The organism is Citrobacter sp. CK199 (assembly GCF_030333285.1).
Taxonomy (GTDB): domain Bacteria; phylum Pseudomonadota; class Gammaproteobacteria; order Enterobacterales; family Enterobacteriaceae; genus Citrobacter_B; species Citrobacter_B koseri.
The window spans coordinates 437,000-458,415 of the sequence record NZ_JAOWGF010000024.1 but is presented as its reverse complement, the minus strand read 5'-3'; the positions used below and the strand labels follow the sequence as shown (position 1 = coordinate 458,415).

Here is a 21,416-nt window from a genome sequence, read left to right as displayed (position 1 = left end):
ACTGAAACCCTTTGTTAATCGGCGGCACAGACAAATAAATTTCAGGAGCCTCTATGAATCCAGATTTGTTACGCGTAACAAAACGCATTGTCGAACGCTCGCGTGAGACACGTTCTGCCTACCTCGCCCGTATTGAACAAGCGAGAACATCCACTGTTCATCGCTCGCAGCTGGCATGCGGTAACCTGGCGCACGGCTTTGCCGCCTGCCAGCCTGACGACAAAGCGTCACTGAAGAGCATGTTGCGTAACAATATCGGGATCATCACCTCTTACAACGACATGCTTTCCGCTCATCAGCCGTATGAGCACTATCCCGAGATCATCCGCAAAGCGCTGCATTCTGCGAATGCGGTAGGCCAGGTCGCCGGCGGCGTTCCTGCGATGTGTGATGGCGTGACGCAGGGGCAGGACGGTATGGAGCTTTCTCTGCTGAGCCGCGAAGTGATCGCAATGTCGGCGGCGGTGGGGCTGTCTCACAATATGTTTGATGGCGCGCTGTTCCTTGGCGTGTGTGACAAAATCGTCCCCGGTCTGGCGATGGCGGCGCTGTCATTTGGCCACCTGCCGTCTGTTTTCGTGCCTTCCGGCCCGATGGCAAGCGGTCTGCCTAATAAAGAAAAAGTGCGTATCCGCCAGTTATATGCGGAAGGGAAGGTCGATCGCATGGCGCTGCTGGAATCTGAGGCGGCCTCTTACCACGCGCCAGGCACCTGTACGTTTTACGGCACCGCCAACACCAACCAGATGGTGGTGGAGTTCATGGGGATGCAGTTGCCCGGCTCATCCTTTGTTCACCCGGACGCGCCGTTGCGTGAAGCGCTGACCGCTGCCGCCGCGCGCCAGGTGACGCGCCTGACCGGTAACGGCAACGAATGGATGCCGATCGGTAAGATGATTGATGAAAAAGTGGTCGTGAACGGCATTGTGGCGCTGCTGGCAACCGGCGGTTCAACTAACCACACCATGCACCTCGTCGCGATGGCGCGGGCGGCAGGCATCCTGATTAACTGGGATGACTTCTCCGATCTGTCGGAAATCGTACCGTTGATGGCGCGTCTGTATCCGAATGGCCCGGCAGATATTAACCACTTCCAGGCGGCAGGCGGCGTACCGGCACTGATGCGTGAACTGCTGAATGCGGGACTGCTGCATGAAGATGTGAATACCGTGGCGGGTTTTGGTCTGTCTCGCTATACCTTCGAACCGTGGCTGAACAACGGCGAACTGGACTGGCGCGAAGGGGTGGCGAAATCCCTGGACAGCAATGTGATTGCCACCTTTGATAAGCCGTTCTCCCACCACGGCGGAACGAAAGTGCTGAGCGGCAACCTTGGCCGCGCGGTCATGAAAACGTCTGCGGTGCCGGTTGAAAATCAAATTATTGAAGCGCCAGCGGTTGTTTTTGAAAGTCAGCATGATGTTTTACCGGCTTTTGAAGCGGGTCTGCTTGACCGCGATTGCGTGGTGGTTGTGCGCCATCAGGGACCAAAAGCGAACGGAATGCCAGAATTACATAAACTCATGCCGCCACTTGGTGTATTATTGGACCGTTGTTTCAAAATTGCGTTAGTTACCGATGGACGGCTTTCCGGTGCTTCAGGTAAAGTGCCTTCAGCAATCCATGTAACCCCGGAAGCCTATGATGGCGGGCTGCTGGCGAAAGTACGCGATGGCGACATTATTCGTGTGAATGGACAGACAGGCGAACTGACGCTGCTGGTTGATGATGCGGAACTTGCCGCTCGCCAGCCTCACATTCCTGACCTGAGCGCATCGCGCATCGGTACAGGCCGTGAGATGTTCAGCGCGTTGCGTGAAAAACTGTCCGGCGCCGAGCAGGGCGCAACCTGTATGACGTTTTAAGACGACAAATTTTGTACTCAGGCGAGAGAAAACTCTGATGAAAAACTGGAAAACAAGTGCAGAAGCAATCCTGACCACAGGCCCGGTTGTACCGGTGATCGTGGTGAACAAACTGGAACACGCGGTGCCGATGGCAAAAGCGCTGGTTGCAGGCGGTGTGCGCGTTCTGGAAGTGACTTTACGTACCGCGTGTGCGATGGATGCCATCCGTGCTATCGCGAAAGAAGTGCCGGAAGCGATCATTGGTGCGGGTACGGTTCTGAACGCGCAACAGCTGGCGGAAGTGACGGAAGCGGGCGCGCAGTTTGCTATCAGCCCGGGCCTGACGGAGCCTCTGCTGAAAGCGGCGACCGAAGGCACCATTCCGCTGATTCCAGGTATCAGCACTGTTTCCGAACTGATGCTGGGTATGGACTACGGCCTGAAAGAGTTCAAATTCTTCCCGGCGGAAGCTAACGGCGGCACCAAAGCGTTGCAGGCGATCGCAGGTCCGTTCTCTCAGGTACGCTTCTGCCCGACTGGCGGTATCTCTCCGGCGAACTACCGTGACTACCTGGCGCTGAAAAGCGTTCTGTGTATCGGGGGTTCCTGGCTGGTTCCGGCTGACGCGCTGGAAGCGGGGGACTACGATCGCATCACGAAACTGGCTCGCGAAGCGGTAGAAGGCGCGAAACAGTAAGCCAAATGCCCGGTGGCGCCGACGCTTACCGGGCCTACGTTTTATAGGGTTGTAGGCCGGATAAGCGCAGCGCCATCCGGCATTTTTTTACCCCGCGACTTTCACCTGCGCCGCCGCGTGTTTTGCACGCTCAACGGCCTCTTCGACGCGTTCCGCTGTCGCCAGCGCGACGCCTAACCGACGAGTTCCGTCGATGTCCGGCTTGCCGAAGAACCGCACCTGTAAACCCGCTCCGACGGCCGCTTGTACATTATCAAACGTTACATTCTGGCTGGTGAGCGTCGGTAAAATAACGGCGGACGCGGCAGGGCCATACTGACGAATTTCGCCCACGGGCAGGCCGAGGAAAGCGCGAACGTGCAGGGCAAACTCTGACAGATCTTGCGAAATCAACGTCACCATGCCGGTATCATGCGGTCGCGGGGAGACTTCGCTGAAGACTACCTCATCGCCGCAGACAAAAAGCTCGACGCCAAATAACCCATAGCCGCCTAACGCCAGAACAACCTTGCGGGCGATCTCCTGCGCGCGCGCCAGCGCCAGATCGCTCATCTGCTGCGGTTGCCAGGATTCACGATAATCGCCGTCTTCCTGACGATGGCCGACAGGGGCGCAAAAATGGACGCCATCTATGGCGCTGACGGTCAGCAGAGTGATTTCAAAATCGAATTTAACCACGCCTTCGACAATCACGCGCCCTGCGCCAGCGCGGCCGCCCTGTTGGGCATATTCCCATGCCTGCGACAGTTGGTCGGCGCTGCGGATGAAACTCTGTCCTTTACCGGAAGAACTCATCACTGGCTTCACAATGCAGGGAAAACCGATCTCTGCCACCGCCTCGCGAAAGCGTTCTTCGCTGTCGGCAAAACGGAAAGAAGAGGTCGGCAACGCCAGCTCTTCTGCCGCCAGACGACGGATGCCTTCACGGTTCATCGTCAGTTGCGTCGCCCGGGCGCAAGGCACCACATTCAGTCCTTCCTGCTCCAGCTCTACCAGCATGTCCGTCGCGATAGCTTCAATTTCCGGCACAATGAAATGCGGCTTTTCGCGTTCAACCACGCGGCGCAGCGCTTCGCCATCCAGCATATTGATGACGTGTGAGCGGTGGGCGACGTGCATCGCTGGCGCATCCGGGTAACGATCCACCGCGATAACTTCCACACCCAGGCGTTGGCATTCGATCGCCACTTCTTTTCCCAGTTCGCCTGAACCCAATAACATTACGCGCGTAGCCGCCGGACGCAGCGCGGTGCCTAATAACGTCATAAAATATATCCCCTGATTTAACTGGGCGCAGTATATACGAAAACGTTTGCGTCTGTCTTTATTGCCAGGTTGATTTCATTACTGAAAAGTAATATACTGTACATAATTACAGGTAATTGAGAGGCTGCAAAAATGGCGGTTGAAGTTAAATACGTGGTCATTCGGGAAGGTGAGGAAAAAATGTCGTTTACCAGCAAAAAGGACGCCGATGCGTATGACAAAATGCTTGATACGGCAGACCTGCTCGACACATGGCTTGAGCAGTCTCCGGTAGCGATGGAAGACGAACAGCGCGAAGCGCTTTCTCTGTGGCTGGCTGAACAAAAAGACGTATTGAGCACGATCCTGAAAACCGGCAAATTGCCGTCGCCGCAGGTGGTTAAAAGCGATGCGACGGCGGAGGATGACACGCAAGCGGCCTGAGTCTGACTTGCGCTCCTGACGTTTTGTACCATGCTTTTTCCTGAATCATTGTGCTATGCCCGTGGATTTCGCGTTGCAAACATGCAGCCTGAAAGACGAAGGAGATATAAGGAGAAAAAGTATGAATAAAAAAAGAGGAGCGCTGTTGAGCCTGCTGTTGTTGTCCGCCAGCGTATCGGTCTTCGCTGCCGATACGGCCAGCAAATCGGTGAAATTCCCGACCTGTGAAGGGCTGAACGCTGATGGGATCGCCGCCAGCGTGAAGCGCGATTATCAGCAAAACCGTATCGTACGTTGGGCTGATGACCAAAAAAAGGTCGGACAGGCGAATCCGGTGGTGTGGGTCAACACTCAGGATATTACCGGCAAAGAGGGTAACTGGACGGTTCCTCTGACTGTTCGCGGGAAAAGTGCCGATCTTCATTATCTGGTAAAGGTTGATTGCAAAGCCGGAACCGCGGAATACCAGCCCCGCTAATGGCAAATTTGCGCATCTTTTGCTGAATTAGACACTTCCTGACACCCCCTCAAGTACGCTTTGACGATTCATCGTTTGTATTTGAGGGGCAAAATGGCTAACTGGCTAAACCAATTACAATCTCTTCTCGGGCAAAACGGAGCCTCTGCATCTTCTTCAGGCGAACAAGGGTTGAGTAAACTGCTGGTTCCCGGCGCGTTAGGCGGTCTGGCCGGTTTACTGGTCGCCAATAAATCTTCCCGTAAGTTACTGACTAAATATGGCACCAGCGCCCTGTTGGTTGGCGGCGGCGCGGTGGCAGGCACTGTCTTATGGAACAAATACAAAGAGAGGGTACGTGCTGCGCATCAGGATGAGCCGCAATTCGGCGCGCAGAGTACGCCGCTGGACCAACGAACCGAGCGGTTGATCCTCGCCCTGGTGTTTGCGGCGAAAAGCGACGGGCATATCGATAGCCAGGAGCGTGCAGCCATCGAACGCCAGTTGCGTGAAGCCGGGGTGGAGGAGCAGGGACGTGTGCTTATCGAACAGGCGATTGAACAGCCGCTCGATCCGCAGCGTCTGGCGCAAGGCATCCGTAATGAGGAAGAGGCGCTGGAAATTTACTTCCTGAGCTGTGCCGCCATTGATATCGACCATTTTATGGAGCGCAGTTATCTGAATGCGTTGGGCGATGCGCTGAAAATTCCTCAGGATGTGCGGGATGGCATCGAGCAGGATCTGCAACAGCAAAAACAGGCTCTGCCAGGCTAACGTAATCCCCTGCATAGCATGTTTCGCTTGCATCGTGCGTGACTTTTGCCACCCTTATAGGGTGTTTAAAGACAAAAGAACAAAGACATGCTACCAAAAGCCACCCGTATTCCGCACACCATGACGTTGCATGGCGACACCCGTGTCGATAACTATTATTGGCTGCGAGACGACTCCCGCTCGCAGCCTGATGTCCTTGACTATCTGCATCAGGAAAACGCCTATGGACATCAGGTCATGGCGTCACAGCAGGCGTTACAGGATCGCGTGCTGAAAGAGATTATCGATCGCATTCCGCCCAGAGATGTTTCCGCACCTTACGTTAAAAATGGTTATCGCTACCGGCAGATTTATGAGCCAGGGTGTGAATATGCTATTTACCAACGCCAGCCGGTGCGAAGTGAAGAGTCGGATGCGTGGGATTTATTGCTGGATGCGAATCAGCGAGCGGCCCACAGCGAGTTTTATACCCTCGGTGGAATGGCCATTACGCCGGACAACACCATCATGGCGCTGGCGGAAGATTATCTTTCCCGTCGTCAGTATGGGCTGCGTTTTCGTAATCTTGAAAGCGGTAACTGGTACCCGGAACTGCTGGATAATGTGGCGCCAGAGTTTGTCTGGGCGAATGATTCGCTGACGCTTTACTACGTGCGTAAACACGGCACCACATTGCTGCCTTACCAGGTATGGCGTCATACCGTGGGCACGCCGGCCACGCAGGATCAACTGGTCTATGAAGAAAAGGACGACGCTTTTTACGTCAGTTTGCACAAAACCACCTCTCAGCATTATGTGGTGATCCATCTCGCCAGTGCGACCACCAGTGAAGTGTTGTTGCTGGATGCTGAACTGGCCGATGCGGAACCCTTCTCGTTTTTACCACGGCGTAAAGATCATGAATACAGTCTCGATCATTACCAGCATAAGTTTTATCTGCGTTCCAATCGCCACGGAAAAAACTTTGGTCTGTATCGCAGCCGGGTACGTGATGAAAATGCCTGGGAAGAGCTGATTGCGCCGCGCGAGAGCATCATGCTGGAGGGTTTTACCCTTTTTACCGACTGGCTGGTGGTGGAAGAACGCCAGCGTGGTTTGACCAGCCTGCGGCAGATTAACCGTAAAACGCGTGAAGTAACGGGGATTGCGTTCGACGATCCGGCCTACGTCACCTGGCTTGCCTATAACCCTGAACCGGAAACGTCCCGCTTGCGTTATGGTTATTCATCGATGACGACGCCTGACACCTTGTTTGAGCTGGACATGGATACCGGCGAGCGGCGCGTGCTCAAACAAACGGATGTGCCGGGATTTGACGCTGCGAATTATCAGAGTGAGCACCTGTGGATTGTCGCCAGGGATGGCGTAGAGGTTCCGGTTTCGCTGGTTTACCATCGAAAACACTTCCGTAAGGGGCAGAATCCGTTGCTTGTCTACGGCTACGGTTCCTATGGCGCCAGCATGGATGCTGATTTCAGCAGCAGTCGGTTAAGTTTGCTGGATCGCGGATTTGTTTACGCCATCGTGCATGTTCGCGGCGGCGGTGAGTTAGGTCATCAGTGGTATGAAGACGGTAAGTTTCTGAAAAAGAAAAATACGTTTAATGACTATCTTGATGCCTGCGACGCGTTGCTGAAACTGGGCTACGGCTCGCCTTCATTTTGCTATGGCATGGGCGGCAGCGCGGGCGGCATGTTGATGGGCGTCGCGATTAACGAACGTCCTGAACTTTTTCATGGCGTCATCGCGCAGGTGCCGTTTGTTGACGTCCTGACGACAATGCTTGATGAATCTATCCCTTTAACCACGGGAGAGTTCGAAGAGTGGGGAAATCCGCAGGATGCGGAATACTACGCGTATATGAAAAGCTACAGTCCGTACGACAACGTTACCGCGCAGGACTATCCGCATCTTCTGGTTACCACCGGGTTACATGATTCGCAGGTGCAATACTGGGAACCCGCCAAATGGGTCGCTAAACTGCGCGAACTGAAAACGGATGACCACCTGCTGTTGCTGTGTACGGATATGGATTCCGGGCATGGCGGGAAGTCCGGGCGTTTTAAAGCGTATGAGGGAGTGGCGCTGGAATTCGCTTTTCTGATTGGCCTCGCTCAGGGCACGTTGCCAGGGCAGGCAGGCGCTCAGGCGTCGCTCAGATAGTGTTTAAGCGTTAAACGCAGCTCCGGGCTCATGTTGTCAAGGTTATTAAACAACCAGCGCAGATAGCCCGGATCGCGCTCGGCGACTTCAGAAACGGCTTTGCCGCGATATTTGCCAAACGTAAATGTCGTTAACAGGGCCGGGCGTCCGGTAATGTCGACCATTTGTTCCGCTGTCCAGCCTGACGTGTTCATAATATCGATCAGCAATGCCGCCGTGATATAGCAGTCATACAATGCGCGGTGATGATGAAGGCCGGGCGGTGTTTGCACGCTTAGCTTACGGGATTTGTAGAGCGCCATGTTGCTGTATTTGATCCCCGGCCATAACCGGCGGGACAGCTTCATGGTACAAATCCACTCTCCCGGCATCTCTGGCAGCACACGCCGGTCGAAACTGGCGTTATGCGCGACATACCATTCGCTTCCGTGATAGAGCGGAATGATATCTTCGATCCAGGGTTTATCGGCAACCATCGATTCACTGATACGGTGAATCGCCATCGCCTGCGGGCTGATGGGGCGGTCAGGACGAACCAGATGGCTCATTGGATTGACAATTCTCCCCGCCACCACATCGACAGAGGCAATCTCAACAATCCCGCCCTGTAGTCCGCAGGTTTCCGTATCTATAACTCGCAACATGGGGTGCTCCCGACCGAAAACACCTAGCGTAATGGAATGATATCGCCTTGCCAACCCCGTGTCGTATGCTGACCTGTTAACAGCAGAGAACCGCTGTCCGCGCGGACAATGAGCTGGCCGCTTTCATCCCATAGCGCGCTGCTGCCTCCGGCGTTTGCCATCAACACGGCAATGGCGAAGCGATGCGAAAAACGTTGCAACCGGGAGGTGGAGGTAAATAAATCATGTTCGCTGACGCACTGGCTGGTGGTGAATAACGAAAAGGCGGGATCGATATCAATGCCTTCCGGCTGCTCATCCATCACGCTTATCGTTTTCCGGTGGCGGGCCACGCAGGCGCCGTGGCTTTGATGAAAGATCAGCGGCGATGTCACCCAGGGGGCGAAAATGGCAATGCCTCTGACTAACTGGCCGTTATGCTCAACCGGCAGCCCGGCAATAATCGTCATGCGGTACGCGGATGCCGCATAAGCAAGCGGCTGTAATAAGGACTCATCGGGCGGGACAGGGAGCGCCTGCGCCGTATCGTTGCATCCGGTTAACGACAGGGAAGGGAATACCAGGAGTTCGCATTGCTGGCTGGCAGCAATCTCAACAAATTGCAGATGGTGCGCGACATGTTCTGCCAGCGTGGCGCGAGGTGGTTCATACTGCGCCGCCGCGATTTTCCAGTGTGACATAATGATTTCCTTTTCATAGTGTCTACAATCATCCTTAAATCTTAGTTTAAGAATGTACTTATACTGTAGCAACTCATGTGTAAGGAAGTGTAACGCTATATAAGTTTATTTAACTTTCGGTTCGTAAGGTAAGCGTGACAGGGAAACCGACGCCAGACGGTGGGCAATCAGACGTTCACGAAACCATTCGCGCAGGTGTTCTGGCTGTTCACGCTCAACGACTTCTGCCACGACGGGCATATTGTAACGCTCTTTAAACGCCACACCGGCTGCGGCCAGGTCAACGTTTATCTTATCCATGTCAGCTTGTTCAAGTTGAGCCAGGTTCGTTTGCATACGCTTCTCCTTATCATCAATGGCGCGCAAAAGTTACTAAGAGTGCGCCTCAATGGCAAGCCGGAAATGATGATTCTCGACTCGACCATTATAGAAGGTTATTCTCTGTAAATCAGACATAACAAAAAGGAATAATTGATATGGCTTCTACTGCACCTTCTTTGCGCTATGCTCTCCTTTTCCTCGCCTCAACGCTGGCGGTGCCTGCGGCCTGGGCACATGCGCATCTGACGCATCAATACCCGGCGGCTGACGCTGAGGTGACTGCCGCGCCGCAGGCATTGACGCTGAATTTCTCCGAAGGCATTGAGCCTGGCTTCAGCGGGGCGACGCTGACCGGGCCAAAGCAGGAAAGCATCAAAACGCGGCCTGCGAAGCGCAATGAGCAGGATGCGAAACAGCTCATTATTCCTCTGGATCAGACGCTTAATCCCGGAACCTATACGGTTAACTGGCATGTGGTGTCGGTTGACGGTCATAAGACAAAAGGGCAATACACCTTTAGCGTGAAGTAATCATGCTGACGTTTACCTGGGTAGCGCTTCGCTTTATCCATTTTAGCGCCATGATGCTGGTGTTTGGCTGCGCGTTATATGGCGCGTGGCTGGCGCCGGTTTCTGTTCGTCGCCTGATGACGCGCCGCTTTCTGCGCCTGCAACAGCACGCTGCCGTGTGGAGCTTTGTCAGCGCGACGCTGATGCTGGCGATCCAGGGTGGACTAATGGGGGCGGGCTGGCAGGACGTAATCTCGGTTTCGATATGGGGCGCGGTTTTACAGACCCAATTTGGCGGCGTATGGCTGTGGCAGATTATTCTCGCGCTTGTCACGTTGGTCATGACGCTGGTTGTGCCGAGAAATTTACCGCGTCTGCTGCTCATCCTGATGATTGCCCAGTTTATGTTGCTGGCAGGCGTTGGCCACGCCACGCTGAATGATGGCGTGGTGGGCGCGGTACAGCAGATTAACCATGCGACTCATCTGGTGTGCGCTGCGGCCTGGTTTGGCGGTCTGCTGCCGGTTATCTACTGTATGCGCATGGCGAAAGGTCGCTGGCGACAACAGGCCATCGAAACAATGATGCGTTTCTCCCGCTATGGTCATCTGTTTGTCGCGGGCGTATTGTGTACCGGCATCGCAAATGTGCTTTTTATTACGGGGTTTTCCGCCCCCTGGCATACCGCGTACGGGCAGCTTCTTTTGTTAAAATGTGTCCTTGTCCTGCTAATGGTGGCAATTGCGCTAACGAACCGGTATGTTCTCGTACCACGTATGCGGCAGGAAAATCGCCGCGCGAATCTCTGGTTTATCTGGATGACTCAGATTGAATGGGGAATTGGAGCCGTTGTGCTGGCGATTGTCAGCCTGTTCGCAACCCTGGAACCCTTCTGATGGACTGGCAAAACTCATGAAAAAAATGATTCTCTCTCTGCTCTTGTTGGCAAGTTCAGGCGCTGCGCTGGCGGCGCCTCAGGTTATCACCGTGAGCCGCTTTGAAGTGGGTAAAGACAAGTGGGCGTTTAACCGCGAAGAGGTGATGCTGACCTGCCGACCGGGCCATGCCCTGTATGTCATCAACCCGAGCACGCTGGTGCAATACCCGCTGAACGATGTTGCAGAGCAGCAAGTTGCAAGCGGCAAAACCAACGCGCAGGCTATCACCGTCATTCAGATTGACGATCCGGCAAAACCGGGTGAAAAAATGAGCCTGGCGCCGTTTATTGAACGTGCGGAAAAGCTCTGCTAATTACCAGAAGTATCTTTCTGATTTCCAATAAAAAACCGCAAGCCTCATGCAGAGGAACTTGCGGTTTTTTCGTTGTTGCGGCTGACAACGGTCGTTTTTTACCGGCCACTTTCGTCGTGGACTGGAAAACCTGGCGTCGTCATCTATTCTTAAAGGGCAAGGCGACTTAGCCTGCATTAATGCCAACTTTTAGCGCACGGCTCTCTCCCAAGAGCCATTTCCCTGGACCGAATACAGGAATCGTATTCGGTCTCTTTTTATCTGTTTGTTTTGAAGTGTGTTTTCAGATACTAACCCGAAACCACACGAAAGTTACTCGAATTTTCCATATCCTGTCCAAACCATAACATACTCTGTACCGAGTGCGTCCAGGGTTTTTTGATTGGTATGTTAATTTTTGTGCGTCAGAGTGCCGTGTGAAGCCAGGTTTACATGGATGAACGTTTATGAATCATGCTCGATGAGTTACTCATGCTGCGCACAGAAGGCTCGCAGGATGAGGATGACGGGGGTAAAAATCAGAGCGACATAAAACAGTATGATCAACACCGCGTCTAACGCGTGATAATTCAAAATGAAATAGATAACATTCCCAATAGATATCAGGATAAAGGTGTATTTACTAATAAATAAGCATCTTTTCATTTTGGTCGTAGCTATAAAGAGTTAATTTTTGTTTCTATTTACGTCTTTGGGCGTACTGGAATTCAGGGCTTTTTCACGACATGCTTCTTTTACCCATGCAGAAAAATTGCTGGTTTTTTCCTTCGCCATCACTTGCTCTATTTGTTTCAGCAAACTGTATGAAAAACGGATGTTTTTTATCACTGTTTTGCCTGTAAAGTTCTTTATCGACATAAGGTGCTTCTCGCAACTAATTCACATCACTGTTACTTTCGCGTAACTACGCATGAAGAGAATTGATTTACATCAATGAAATCAACGGTGATGACGGCGAGGTTTCCTGGTTGTGAATTGCGTCGCAACAAAGAATACCTTAGCGATACCACATTGAAGAGTGGGGTTGTTCAGTGACTATTCTCTATTTTTTAATGTCTTGAATCTTTTCAAGATGTGCGATAACGATAATCAGATTGATTTTATTGGGTAATTCATATTGTGAGGGTAGATATTTATTAATTAATATCCGTGTGTTTTTTGGCTGTTTATACTCACAAAAGATAAGCAAGCGCCGCATACGGAGTGTATGGACGCTTGCTGTATTATTAGAACTGATAGTTTAAAGACATCCAGTAGTTGCGACCAGGAATAACGTATCCGGTCGTTGACTGCGCTGTCTGGAAATAATCGCCAGCATAGGTGCTGGAACGGCCAGATTGATATAATTTGACGTCGCTAAAGTCTTTATCCAGCACGTTATTGACGGCGGTATTCAGAGTTAAATCTTTAGTCAGTTTATAAGATAACCCCATATCCAGCACTGTCCATGCTTTTAGATTTGCGCCTTTGTCATCATACACTTTCTGCTGTACCGCACTGAGATTGTCATAGGTTTGAGTAAAGCGGGGCGCTTTACCGCGATAGCGGGCGCTAAGCCAGGCATTTAAATCATCTGTCGCCTGCCAGTTAACGCGGGCATTTGCCATATGTTTTGGTGTATAGCTGAGCGGTGCGCCTTTATTATCTCCATCTTTCTGTTTGCTCTGAGTATAGGTATAGTTGAGCGACAGACTCAAATTATCCAACCAGAGAGGGAACGATGTTGCAAATTCGACACCATCGGTACGCGCTTTTCCGCTATTGGTATAGCTACTGGTATTGTCATCAATCGAATAAGAAACAATTTTATTGCGATATTCAGTGTAGAATCCGGTTATATTGGCATTGAACCCATTGCTATTATCGTAATAAAGTCCGGTTTCATAACTGGTGCTTTCTTCAGGTTTTAAATCTGGATTACCGACGGTATTGATTGTTCCCTGACCAGAAACACCGCTGATGCCGTTATGTAACTGGCTAAGAGAAGGCGCTTTATAACCGGTTGTGATTCCCCCTTTGAGCGTCCATTCATCTGTCATATCCCAGACCAGATAGCCACGAGGACTGAAATGACCGCCGAATACGTCGTTATGTTCATAGCGACTCCCCACGGTAAACGCCAGAGAATCCAGGATATGCCACTCATCTTCAAGGTAAGTCGCCCAGCTTTTTTGATGGAACTTTTCACCTGAACTGGCCAGAACGACGCCATCTTTCATTCGTGCGTCCCAGTATTCGCCACCCACCGTCAGTAAATGTGATTCTCCCAGCGGCGTGAGAAGCACCGAGTTGAGAATAACATTGGTATTTTTCAGTTCACGATCGTCACCCGCTCTCCAGGCTTGATCGGGTGTCAGAGCGGAGGAAACCAGCTGCCGTCCTTTGTTTTCTGTCTCATTCCAGTTAAGAGACGATTTCCATGTACCAAATGTTAAGGCGGTGTCATGTCCTAACGTCACTTTATTGCGCTCATAGCGGAGCGTTTTATCATATCCGCCCGTGAGGCTACCAAGCTGACCGTCGCTGTTATCATAACGCTGTCGGGATGTGTCGAGATCCATCCATAGCGTATTGTTTGCGCTGGCTTTCCAGTCAAATCTCGCGCCGATGTTGTAGTTTTGCGACTCAGTGGGATAAGGAACGCGTGTTTCTGCGGTGTCGCTCAGTGATGTAATACTGGAGCCTTGTCGCTGGGTTGTGCTTCCACGAACCTGCATATCCAGCGAGCCAGGCACCAGGGGACCGCTTGACCAGAAATTTGCGGTTGTGCTGTTTCCCCATTTATTACTTTCCTGTAGGTTCACTCCCGTATTAATGGCCGTGCTCCACTTATCGGTGCTTTTTTTGGTAATAATATTCACCACGCCGCCAATGGCGTCTGACCCATAAAGCGTAGACATGGGCCCGCGTATAACCTCTATACGTTCAATGGCTGAAAGTGGGGGCATAAAACTGGTATTCATTGCAGAAAAGCCATTCGGTGTTACATCCGATGTTCCATTCTGACGAATACCGTCAATAAGAATAAGGGTATAACTGGCAGGCATCCCACGAATACTTATTTCAAGCCCCCCTGTTTTTCCGGTACTGCTTTCAACGTCCACTCCCTCAACGGCCCTGAGAGCATCGCCAAGATCATTATATTTATTGGTCTGTAATTCTTGTTGTGAAATAACAGAAACACTGGCTGCCGCATTGGTGATTTTTTTCTCGTATCCCGATGCGGTGACGACCATGACATCTTCGGCAAAAACATTAAAACTTGTGGCGCCCAGACAAGATAAGACAAGTGAAGCGAGAGGTTTAATACGCATTATCGAACTTCCTTTGTTAAAAAAGCAAAGTCAATAAGATAATGCATGAAAATGATAATAAAAATAATTATCATTACACTTTTACATAAGTTGGCATTTATATGATTTTATTGAAATCAACAAGAATTATTGCAGGTTAAATTATTGCTATAAAAATAATTAATGGTCTCAGGAGAGGCGGCCTGCGACTGAAGATTTCCTGCTATGGTTAAGTATGTCAGGTTCATTTTTACTGATGGTGAACCAATGAAACAGCCGGAAAACGTCTATCAGAAAATTGAGGGGAGTCAGTGGCGGCATGTCTGGATTGTCGGCGACCTCCACGGCTGTTTTTCGCAGTTGATGGAGAAACTACGACAGTGTCGGTTTGATCCGTGGCAGGATCTGCTGGTGTCGGTGGGGGATGTGATCGACCGTGGGCCTGACAGCTTGCGGTGTCTGGAACTTCTGCACAAACGGTGGGTGGTCGCCGTCAGAGGGAATCACGAGCAGATGGCGTTAGACGCGCTGGCCGCCTCGCAGTTGTCGTTATGGTTTATGAACGGCGGCGACTGGTATGCCGCATTGTCGGCAAACCAGCAGCGCCTGGCGAGAAAGGCGCTCGACGACTGTCAGCATTTACCCTGGATTCTGGAATTGCACTGCCAGAACGGCATGCATGTTGTGGCGCATGCTGATTATCCGCATCAGGTCTATGCCTGGCAAAAAGAGGTGGATTTACACCAGGTGCTATGGCGTCGTTCCCGGTTGAGCGAGCGGCATGCGGGTCAGGTAAACGGCATTGCCGGGGCCGATCACTTCTGGTTTGGTCATACGCCGCTGCGTCATCGCGTTGATATCGATAATTTGCACTATATTGATACCGGCGCGGTATTTGGCGGGGAACTAACGTTGGTTCAACTTCAGTAATTAAAAATCACTGTACTGGCGAGCGGGTAGCCAGAAGCCGTCAATAAAGTCTTCGACCGGAAAACAGCCGCCGTGACGAATCCGCTGGTCGTCCATCGAATACAGGCACTGCTGCTCAGTATTGTAGATATCCACCACAATGTCCTCACAGCCGCCGTCCAGGTAGCAAACAAAAAGTACCAGTGCGAACATTCCATCCTCAAATAGTCCTGCCGTATCGATAGTGTAGGAGAGGTTGTCGCAAGGGGGAAAGGGCGGAATAAATAACCCGTCTGGCGACGGGTTCTTTTTGAGTCAGGCAAGACGCATGACCCAGGCATCGGACTTACGATCGTAACGGGTGCGGAATAGAACAGAGTGCTCTCCGTTTAAAATGGCGGGAATGCTGGTTTCATCATCCCAGGCATCCAGTTGCATACATAAATCTGGGTCGGATTTACAGGGAATGCTTAACGTTCGGTCCCCCGGCGATTCGCCATGTAACTCGGCATCGTCGATTTCAAAAGCGCCAATGCGCACACTGGTTTTCATCATCGTGCTCTCCGTTAGTTCGCTGATTGTGGTACGACCAGTTTGATCGCCCAAATTTCAGCGTAGCCAACTTCAGCAAAAGCGCCAGTAAAAAAGTGCGCTATTTTTGACCGCTTTCAGTCGTTACCAGTAAAGAGTTTGCCATCGCGAACCAGTTCACGTGGATAACTGTTCTTCAACCGGGAACCAATCCGTTTCGCCAGCCCAATGGGCTGATGCTGGAATGTGACCAGCACATCATCGGCAGACGGCGCGGTTTGCGGGTAGACATCCCGCCCCCGATACCACTCTTCCGCCTCCTGATGAGACAGCTCGAATGCGTTGGCATGATGTGGATCGGCGAGGGCGATCACCGCTTCATGCTGCCAGCGATAACCTTTATTATGGCTTTCCGCCAGTTTTATACCCAGGCGGGAAAAGCGGACTTTTCCGATCAGCGCTTCAATCTCTGCCGGGAATAACCACACCTCTTTATCTCGCTGCCAGAGGTGCAGGTTTTCTCCCCACTGAAGTCCACTGGCGTTAGCCGCCTGAGTGATTTGCGTCGCCTCACGCCCCTTCATCGGCGCGAACGGAAACTTGCCGACCTTATAGCCAGGCGCGGGAAGCGGGGGAATGGCTGCGGTTTTACGCAAACGGGCGACAAAGAAACCTTCGCAGTCGTAAATCTGCGGGAAAACGTGTAAGAAGCCCTCTGCCGTCAGCGCGCGCTCCGCCCCCGGGAACAGATCGCCTAAAGGCAAAAATTCAACCGCTTCCGGGTAGGTCTCTTTCAGCCACAAACAGACGGACTCATTCTCCTCGCGATTTAGCGTGCAGGTGGAGTAGACCAGCGTACCGCCAGGGCGCAGCGCGTGAAATGCGCTGTCGATAAGTTCCCGCTGTGTGGCGGCAATATCCAGGTTGCTTTCGACAGACCAGTTTTTAAGCGCGTCGGGATCTTTGCGCACCACGCCTTCACCTGAACAGGGCGCGTCCAGTAAGATAGCGTCGAATGTCTCCGGGAGCGCGGCGCCGAAGACGCGGCCATCAAAATGGGTCAGGGCAACATTACTGATCCCACAGCGGCTGATGTTGGCGTGCAGCACTTTGACCCGGCTGGCGGAGAATTCATTCGCCAGAATGGCGCCCTGATTATTCATCCGCGCGGCGATCTGGGTGGTTTTCGAACCCGGCGCGGCAGCAACATCCATAATGCGTTCCGGCGTATTCCCTTCAGCAAACAGCGCGGCGACCGGTAACATTGAGCTGGCTTCCTGAATATAAAACAGGCCGCTCAGATGTTCGGCGGTGCTGCCCAGCGGCAACGATTCTTCATCATCGCGTTCTATCCAGAAACCTTCCTCGCACCAGGGAACAGGCGTCAGCGACCAGCCATAGGGTGCCGTCAGGGCAAGAAAGTCGGTCACAGAAATTTTTAGCGTATTCACGCGAATGCTGCGACGTAACGGGCGCTGGCAGGCGGCGAGGAAATCGTCAAAAGAGAGTGTCGAAGGCATTGCTTCGCGCATTTGCGTCAGAAAGGCATCAGGGAAATAAACAGCGTGTTGAGCCACTTGGGTACCACCGGCAATAAAACAGGCGCGCAGTGTAGCATAAATGCTCCGGCGCGAGCACGCCGGAGCGGGGGAGTTAACGTGGCAGGGCGGTGCCCCATTCGCGCCACTCTTTCGGTTCGCTTTCCAGCAGCAGGAAGTGTTTACCCGCCTGTGCTTTCGGCGCCAGCGGCGTCCCTGGCGGGGTTGCAAACGCGATGCCACCGCGAATGAATTGATTGAAGGTGCCGGTTTTCACCACGCCGCCGGTCAGGCCAAAGTCCAGACTGTAGCCGGAGGCCAGCCAGAAGACGGAGTTATTACGCACCAGATGCTGATAACGCTGGCTGATGCGCATGGCAATCATCACGCGGTCAGACAGCGAACCCAACGTCATGCCCGTTACCGTGCCCACTTCGATACCTCTGAACAGCACTGGCGTGCCGATGTTCAGCGAACCTGCCTCAGGAGCTTCCACGACGATGCTCAGACCATCGAGATAGCGCGAGTCGGAAATGGTTGCTTCCTGCAATTCGAAATCACGACGCGGATTGCCGCGTCCGGGCTCCACGTTAATGTAGGGCTGCAAAATCGTATCGAGATGCTCCACGCCCGCGGCGGAGATTTGCGGCGTGATCACCGAGAAACGCGTACCGCTTCGGGCAAAGGTCTGGACATACTCCGGGTAGAGCACCGCTTTCGCCTGAACCTCATTGCGCGCGGTAATCAGCTCCAGCGTCTGGATCTGGCCGATGTCGATGCCGAGATAACGAATCGGCATACCCGCCGCGAGTTTACCGGCGTCAAAGGCGTGTAGGGTGATTTGCCCACCCACCGCGCGGGCGGCGGTTTCCGAGGCGTAGAGTATTCGTTTGTCGCCTTTACGCTGGCTGGCGCTTGCGCCGCTCAGGTTATCGAAACTGATAGCGCCTTTCAGCGCACGCGACAGGGGAGAGGCCTGCACGGTCAGGCCGCTGCCGTTAAGCTGTACCTTCGCCCCGCCTTCCGCCCAGAATACGCTGTTGCTGGTTAACAGGTTGCGGTATTCCGGTTTGATATGCAGATCGATATCAAAGGCGTTAGCGCGTGGGCGCACGGTGATCACTTCACCTACCTCAAACTTACGGTACAGCACCACTGACCCCGTTTGTACATCCGGGAGCGTTTCAGCAGTGAGGCTCACCGTGGTCGTGGGGAGGTCGCTGAGGCTGTTTTCCACGGCCTTTTCCAGATTGGCGTACAGCGGGTAGGTGGATTTCATTTCGCCTTTTGTGCCGGGCAAAATACGAATGCCGCCGCTCACCCACTCGCTGGCGCTGGCGCCGAGAAACTCCACGCCGTCGAGACCGACTTTGATATCCACGCGACTGTTGACCACAAATTTGCTGTCACCCTGAATCAGGGCGCGATGTTGCGGATCGATAGCCACCGTGAACGCAACGCCTTTACTGGATAACTTACGTTCAATGACCTGGCCCACCTGCACGCCATGCAGAACCAGCGGTTGACCGGCGTCAATACCGTAGCTTTCCGGGGCGGTCAGGGTTAACGTCAGCGCATTTGGTTCATGGAGCAGGGCTTCTTCGCCAGGCACCACGACGAATTCACTGCGCGGTTCGCCTTCGCCTGGCACCAGTTCAAACGTTTTGCCGGTCAAAAGCGAACTGATACTGGCATCGCTCAGCGACAGCTTTGGACTGCGCAGCTCAATACGCGTCTTATCACGCAGGAGTGTTACCACGCTGGGGTCAACCGTCATTTCGCCCGTGACTTTCCCGCCGGGGTTGAGCGTTAATTTGGTGAGCTCGCCCACTTCAAGCCCCTGATACATCAGCGGCGTGGAGTCGGCTTTCAGGCCGTCGCCGCCGGGAAGTTCAAGTTTGACGATGACGCCGCGCTGGCTATGGGCTAAATCTTCGTAGAGGCCAAATGCGTCATCTGCGGTTGCAGGCTGCGAATCGTCGGGCGAGTCAAACGCGATTGCGCCATTTACCAGCGCCGCCAGGCTCTCCAGCTTCACCTTCGCGCCGCTAAGGCTGACATCCGCATTGACGCCGGAGACATTCCAGAAACGGCTGCCTTTTTTCACCAGGCTGGTGAAGCGACGCTCAATCAGTACGTCAATGGTGACGCCCTGTTTGTTGGGATTGATGGCATAGTCATATACCCGACCCACCGGAATTTTGCGGAAATAGACCAGCGACCCGCTGTTAAGAGAGCCGAGGTCAGGCGCGTGAAGATGGATCATCAGGTCGCCGTTGTCCAGACGGTATTTCGGCTGGGTATCAAGCGCGACAAAGTGATCTTTCTCGGCCCCTTTGCCGGGCATCATGCCGATATAGTTCCCGCCGACCAGCGCGTCCAGACCCGAAACGCCCGCCAGCGACGCTTTTGGCGTCACCAGCCAGAACTGGGTCTCCTCGCGCAAGGCATCTTTCATGTTTGACTTAATACTGACGCGCACTTCTATCTTGCGCAGGTCTTTACTCAGGCTGATGTCCTGCACCGTACCCACTTCAACGCCCTGATAGCGCACAGGCGTCCGCCCCGGAACAATGCCATCCGCCGACATAAAGTCGATCGTCACGGTGTTGCCGCGATCTTCATAACTTCCCCAAATCAGCCAGCCTGCGATCATCAACGCGATAAACGGCAGCAGCCAAAAAGGGGAAATACGACGTTTTGTTTTTATCTGCGCTTCAGTCGGCGAAGCAGGCGTTTCCTGACTCATGTGCATCCCAAAGTAAGCGGCTATCCAGCCATTCCACTGCAAGAATAGTCAATATTACCGCTGCGCCGAAATAAAACGCAGCCGGTCCCATAGTAAAAGCGAGTATCTGATCGCGATTAATCAGCGACATCGTTAACGAAATAACAAAGAGATCCAGCATGGACCAACGGCCGATCCAGGTCACCATCCGCAGCAGCAGGATGCGCGTACGCAGCCCTTGCTCACATTTGAAATGGATGCTGAGCAGCAGTGTAAACATCACAATAACTTTGGTAAATGGCACCAGAATACTGGCGATAAAGACCACGGCCGCCACGGCGATATTGCTGTTCGCCAGCGACATAATGCCCGATAAAATCGTGTCCTCCTGACGCCCGCCATTCACGTAAATAATGGATATCGGCATCAGGTTTGCGGGCAGCAGCAGGACGACAGAGGCCAGCAGCGCCGCCCAGCATTTCTGTATGCTCTGATTTCTGCGCAGGCGTAGCGGGATATGGCAACGGGGGCAACGTCCCCGTGAGTCAGGATAACCGGTGAAGTGGCATCCGAGACAGACGCGAAGTTTTTCGTCCGGGCGTCGGGCGGGGCGTTGTGGGTAAAAGCGCTCCCAGAGTTGCTCCACATTGAGATGCGACAGCGTCAGAATACTGAGGATCACCAGCGCCACAAAGGCGTAAAGCCCCAGGCCGGGTTGCAGGAAGGCGTAATCCTGCACTTTGATCGAGGCGACCCCGATACCGACCAGATAAATGTCGAGCATCACCCACTCTTTGAGCCTCTCCAGCATCAGCAATACCGGACGCAGATTCATGCCGAGAATATTACCGAACCATAGATAAGCGATGGCGGTGACCAGAATTAACGGCGCGCCCGCCACGCAGAAGAGCACCATGGCGGCCGTAAGCGGATCGCCTTGCCTGGTCATCTGCCAGATGCCCTGCATCACATTGGCGTCAATACGCACCCCTAACAGCCAGATACGCAATAGCGGCTCGCCCCAGGCAAAGGGCATCAGCAGCAGCATCGTAACGGCCAGCGCCGCCAGACGCGTCAGTGACCAGTCGCGTCCATCGCGAATTTTGGCCTGGCAACGCGGGCAATATGCGCTCTGGTGCGATTGCATTTTCGGCAGGCTAAACAGCATGTCGCATTGGGGGCAGCGCTGATAATGGGCGCGGGGCAACGCTTCACTGATAGACCAGACCGTTATTCTCTTTGTTGGCGTGAGTCGCGGGGTGTTCAGGGCCATGTATCGTGAATCAAAGTGTTAGATTAATGTAATCTTAACTCATGACGGGAATGATCTTGAGCATTAACGCATTTAATGCTTATTTTAATAGGCTGTAGTTTTAGAGTAAGAC

Annotated in this window: 21 protein-coding genes; 10 read left to right on the top strand and 11 right to left on the bottom strand. The window is 53.1% G+C overall.

The features are described 5' to 3' along the window. Positions 1-53: 53 nt before the first annotated feature. Entirely contained in the window at positions 54-1,865 is a 1,812-nt protein-coding gene (gene edd, locus OGX75_RS06215) for a phosphogluconate dehydratase (protein ID WP_049008840.1), read from the top strand. 37 nt (positions 1,866-1,902) lie between these two features. Then, a complete protein-coding gene (gene kdgA / locus OGX75_RS06210) occupies positions 1,903-2,544 on the top strand; it encodes a bifunctional 4-hydroxy-2-oxoglutarate aldolase/2-dehydro-3-deoxy-phosphogluconate aldolase (RefSeq protein ID WP_012132013.1) in 642 nt (213 codons plus the stop codon). Between the two features lie 87 nt (positions 2,545-2,631). Here the strand turns inward: kdgA and purT are convergent, their stop codons facing one another. Next, positions 2,632-3,810 (bottom strand): formate-dependent phosphoribosylglycinamide formyltransferase, encoded by a 1,179-nt coding sequence (gene purT, locus OGX75_RS06205; RefSeq protein ID WP_047463189.1) that lies wholly within the window; start codon positions 3,808-3,810, stop codon positions 2,632-2,634. A gap of 132 nt (positions 3,811-3,942) precedes the next feature. Here purT and yebG point away from each other — a divergent pair, with 132 nt between their 5' ends. The 4 genes from yebG (at position 3,943) to ptrB (ending at position 7,627) form a co-directional block, all read left to right on the top strand. Further along, on the top strand, positions 3,943-4,233 hold the full coding sequence (yebG, locus tag OGX75_RS06200; protein WP_058669278.1) for a DNA damage-inducible protein YebG: 291 nt from the start codon (positions 3,943-3,945) through the stop codon (positions 4,231-4,233). 121 nt (positions 4,234-4,354) lie between these two features. After that, positions 4,355-4,711 (top strand): protein YebF, encoded by a 357-nt coding sequence (gene yebF / locus OGX75_RS06195; protein WP_047463192.1) that lies wholly within the window; start codon positions 4,355-4,357, stop codon positions 4,709-4,711. Positions 4,712-4,804: 93 nt separating this feature from the next. Next, complete coding sequence (locus OGX75_RS06190; RefSeq protein ID WP_058669276.1) at positions 4,805-5,464, top strand: tellurite resistance TerB family protein; 660 nt, start codon at positions 4,805-4,807, stop codon at positions 5,462-5,464. Between the two features lie 87 nt (positions 5,465-5,551). Further along, complete coding sequence (gene ptrB / locus OGX75_RS06185; protein ID WP_286451256.1) at positions 5,552-7,627, top strand: oligopeptidase B; 2,076 nt, start codon at positions 5,552-5,554, stop codon at positions 7,625-7,627. Here ptrB and exoX read toward each other — a convergent pair. From exoX to OGX75_RS06170, 3 genes are all read right to left on the bottom strand, one after another. Continuing rightward, positions 7,609-8,271 carry an exodeoxyribonuclease X gene (gene exoX / locus OGX75_RS06180; RefSeq protein WP_012132019.1) on the bottom strand — a complete coding sequence of 221 codons (663 nt, stop codon included), beginning with the start codon at positions 8,269-8,271 and terminating at the stop codon, positions 7,609-7,611. The two genes, ptrB and exoX, sit on opposite strands and share 19 nt — an antisense overlap. Positions 8,272-8,294: 23 nt before the next feature. Continuing rightward, positions 8,295-8,951: a carbon-nitrogen hydrolase family protein gene (locus OGX75_RS06175; protein ID WP_024130258.1), complete on the bottom strand. Its 657-nt coding sequence runs from the start codon at positions 8,949-8,951 to the stop codon at positions 8,295-8,297. A 105-nt stretch (positions 8,952-9,056) separates the two neighbouring features. Then, complete coding sequence (locus OGX75_RS06170) at positions 9,057-9,287, bottom strand: DNA polymerase III subunit theta (RefSeq protein ID WP_024130259.1); 231 nt, start codon at positions 9,285-9,287, stop codon at positions 9,057-9,059. A 140-nt stretch (positions 9,288-9,427) separates the two neighbouring features. On the opposite strand from OGX75_RS06170, the gene yobA reads away from it, so the two are divergent. From yobA to OGX75_RS06155, 3 genes are read left to right on the top strand one after another with little or no spacing between them, the layout of a single operon-like run. After that, the gene (gene yobA, locus OGX75_RS06165) at positions 9,428-9,802 is read left to right on the top strand and encodes a CopC domain-containing protein YobA (protein ID WP_153257657.1); all 375 of its coding nucleotides are present in this window, start codon (positions 9,428-9,430) and stop codon (positions 9,800-9,802) included. Beyond that, the gene (gene copD, locus OGX75_RS06160; protein ID WP_286451344.1) at positions 9,802-10,677 is read left to right on the top strand and encodes a copper homeostasis membrane protein CopD; all 876 of its coding nucleotides are present in this window, start codon (positions 9,802-9,804) and stop codon (positions 10,675-10,677) included. The genes yobA and copD overlap by 1 nt, the downstream gene beginning before the upstream one ends. A gap of 16 nt (positions 10,678-10,693) precedes the next feature. Continuing rightward, on the top strand, positions 10,694-11,032 hold the full coding sequence (locus tag OGX75_RS06155; protein WP_012132024.1) for a YebY family protein: 339 nt from the start codon (positions 10,694-10,696) through the stop codon (positions 11,030-11,032). A gap of 666 nt (positions 11,033-11,698) precedes the next feature. Here OGX75_RS06155 and OGX75_RS06150 read toward each other — a convergent pair. Further along, positions 11,699-11,890, bottom strand: a complete 192-nt coding sequence (locus OGX75_RS06150; protein WP_012132027.1) for a YlcI/YnfO family protein — start codon at positions 11,888-11,890, stop codon at positions 11,699-11,701. A 368-nt stretch (positions 11,891-12,258) separates the two neighbouring features. Continuing rightward, on the bottom strand, positions 12,259-14,346 hold the full coding sequence (locus OGX75_RS06145) for a TonB-dependent receptor (RefSeq protein ID WP_071259049.1): 2,088 nt from the start codon (positions 14,344-14,346) through the stop codon (positions 12,259-12,261). Between the two features lie 246 nt (positions 14,347-14,592). Here OGX75_RS06145 and pphA point away from each other — a divergent pair, with 246 nt between their 5' ends. Beyond that, positions 14,593-15,255 (top strand): protein-serine/threonine phosphatase, encoded by a 663-nt coding sequence (gene pphA / locus OGX75_RS06140; RefSeq protein ID WP_024130261.1) that lies wholly within the window; start codon positions 14,593-14,595, stop codon positions 15,253-15,255. Here pphA and OGX75_RS06135 read toward each other — a convergent pair whose 3' ends face one another. The 5 genes from OGX75_RS06135 to yebS all read right to left on the bottom strand — a co-directional run bounded on the left by OGX75_RS06135 (position 15,256) and on the right by yebS (position 21,304). Further along, on the bottom strand, positions 15,256-15,447 hold the full coding sequence (locus OGX75_RS06135; protein ID WP_012132031.1) for a YdfD/YebW family protein: 192 nt from the start codon (positions 15,445-15,447) through the stop codon (positions 15,256-15,258). It lies immediately after the preceding gene. 102 nt (positions 15,448-15,549) lie between these two features. Beyond that, positions 15,550-15,786, bottom strand: a complete 237-nt coding sequence (locus OGX75_RS06130; RefSeq protein WP_024130262.1) for a YebV family protein — start codon at positions 15,784-15,786, stop codon at positions 15,550-15,552. Between the two features lie 116 nt (positions 15,787-15,902). Then, on the bottom strand, positions 15,903-17,342 hold the full coding sequence (gene rsmF / locus OGX75_RS06125) for a 16S rRNA (cytosine(1407)-C(5))-methyltransferase RsmF (protein WP_012132033.1): 1,440 nt from the start codon (positions 17,340-17,342) through the stop codon (positions 15,903-15,905). A 76-nt stretch (positions 17,343-17,418) separates the two neighbouring features. Next, on the bottom strand, positions 17,419-20,052 hold the full coding sequence (locus OGX75_RS06120) for a PqiB family protein (RefSeq protein WP_101744126.1): 2,634 nt from the start codon (positions 20,050-20,052) through the stop codon (positions 17,419-17,421). After that, positions 20,021-21,304, bottom strand: a complete 1,284-nt coding sequence (yebS, locus tag OGX75_RS06115; protein ID WP_024130263.1) for a membrane integrity lipid transport subunit YebS — start codon at positions 21,302-21,304, stop codon at positions 20,021-20,023. The genes OGX75_RS06120 and yebS overlap by 32 nt, the downstream gene beginning before the upstream one ends. Between the last annotated feature and the right edge of the window lie 112 nt (positions 21,305-21,416).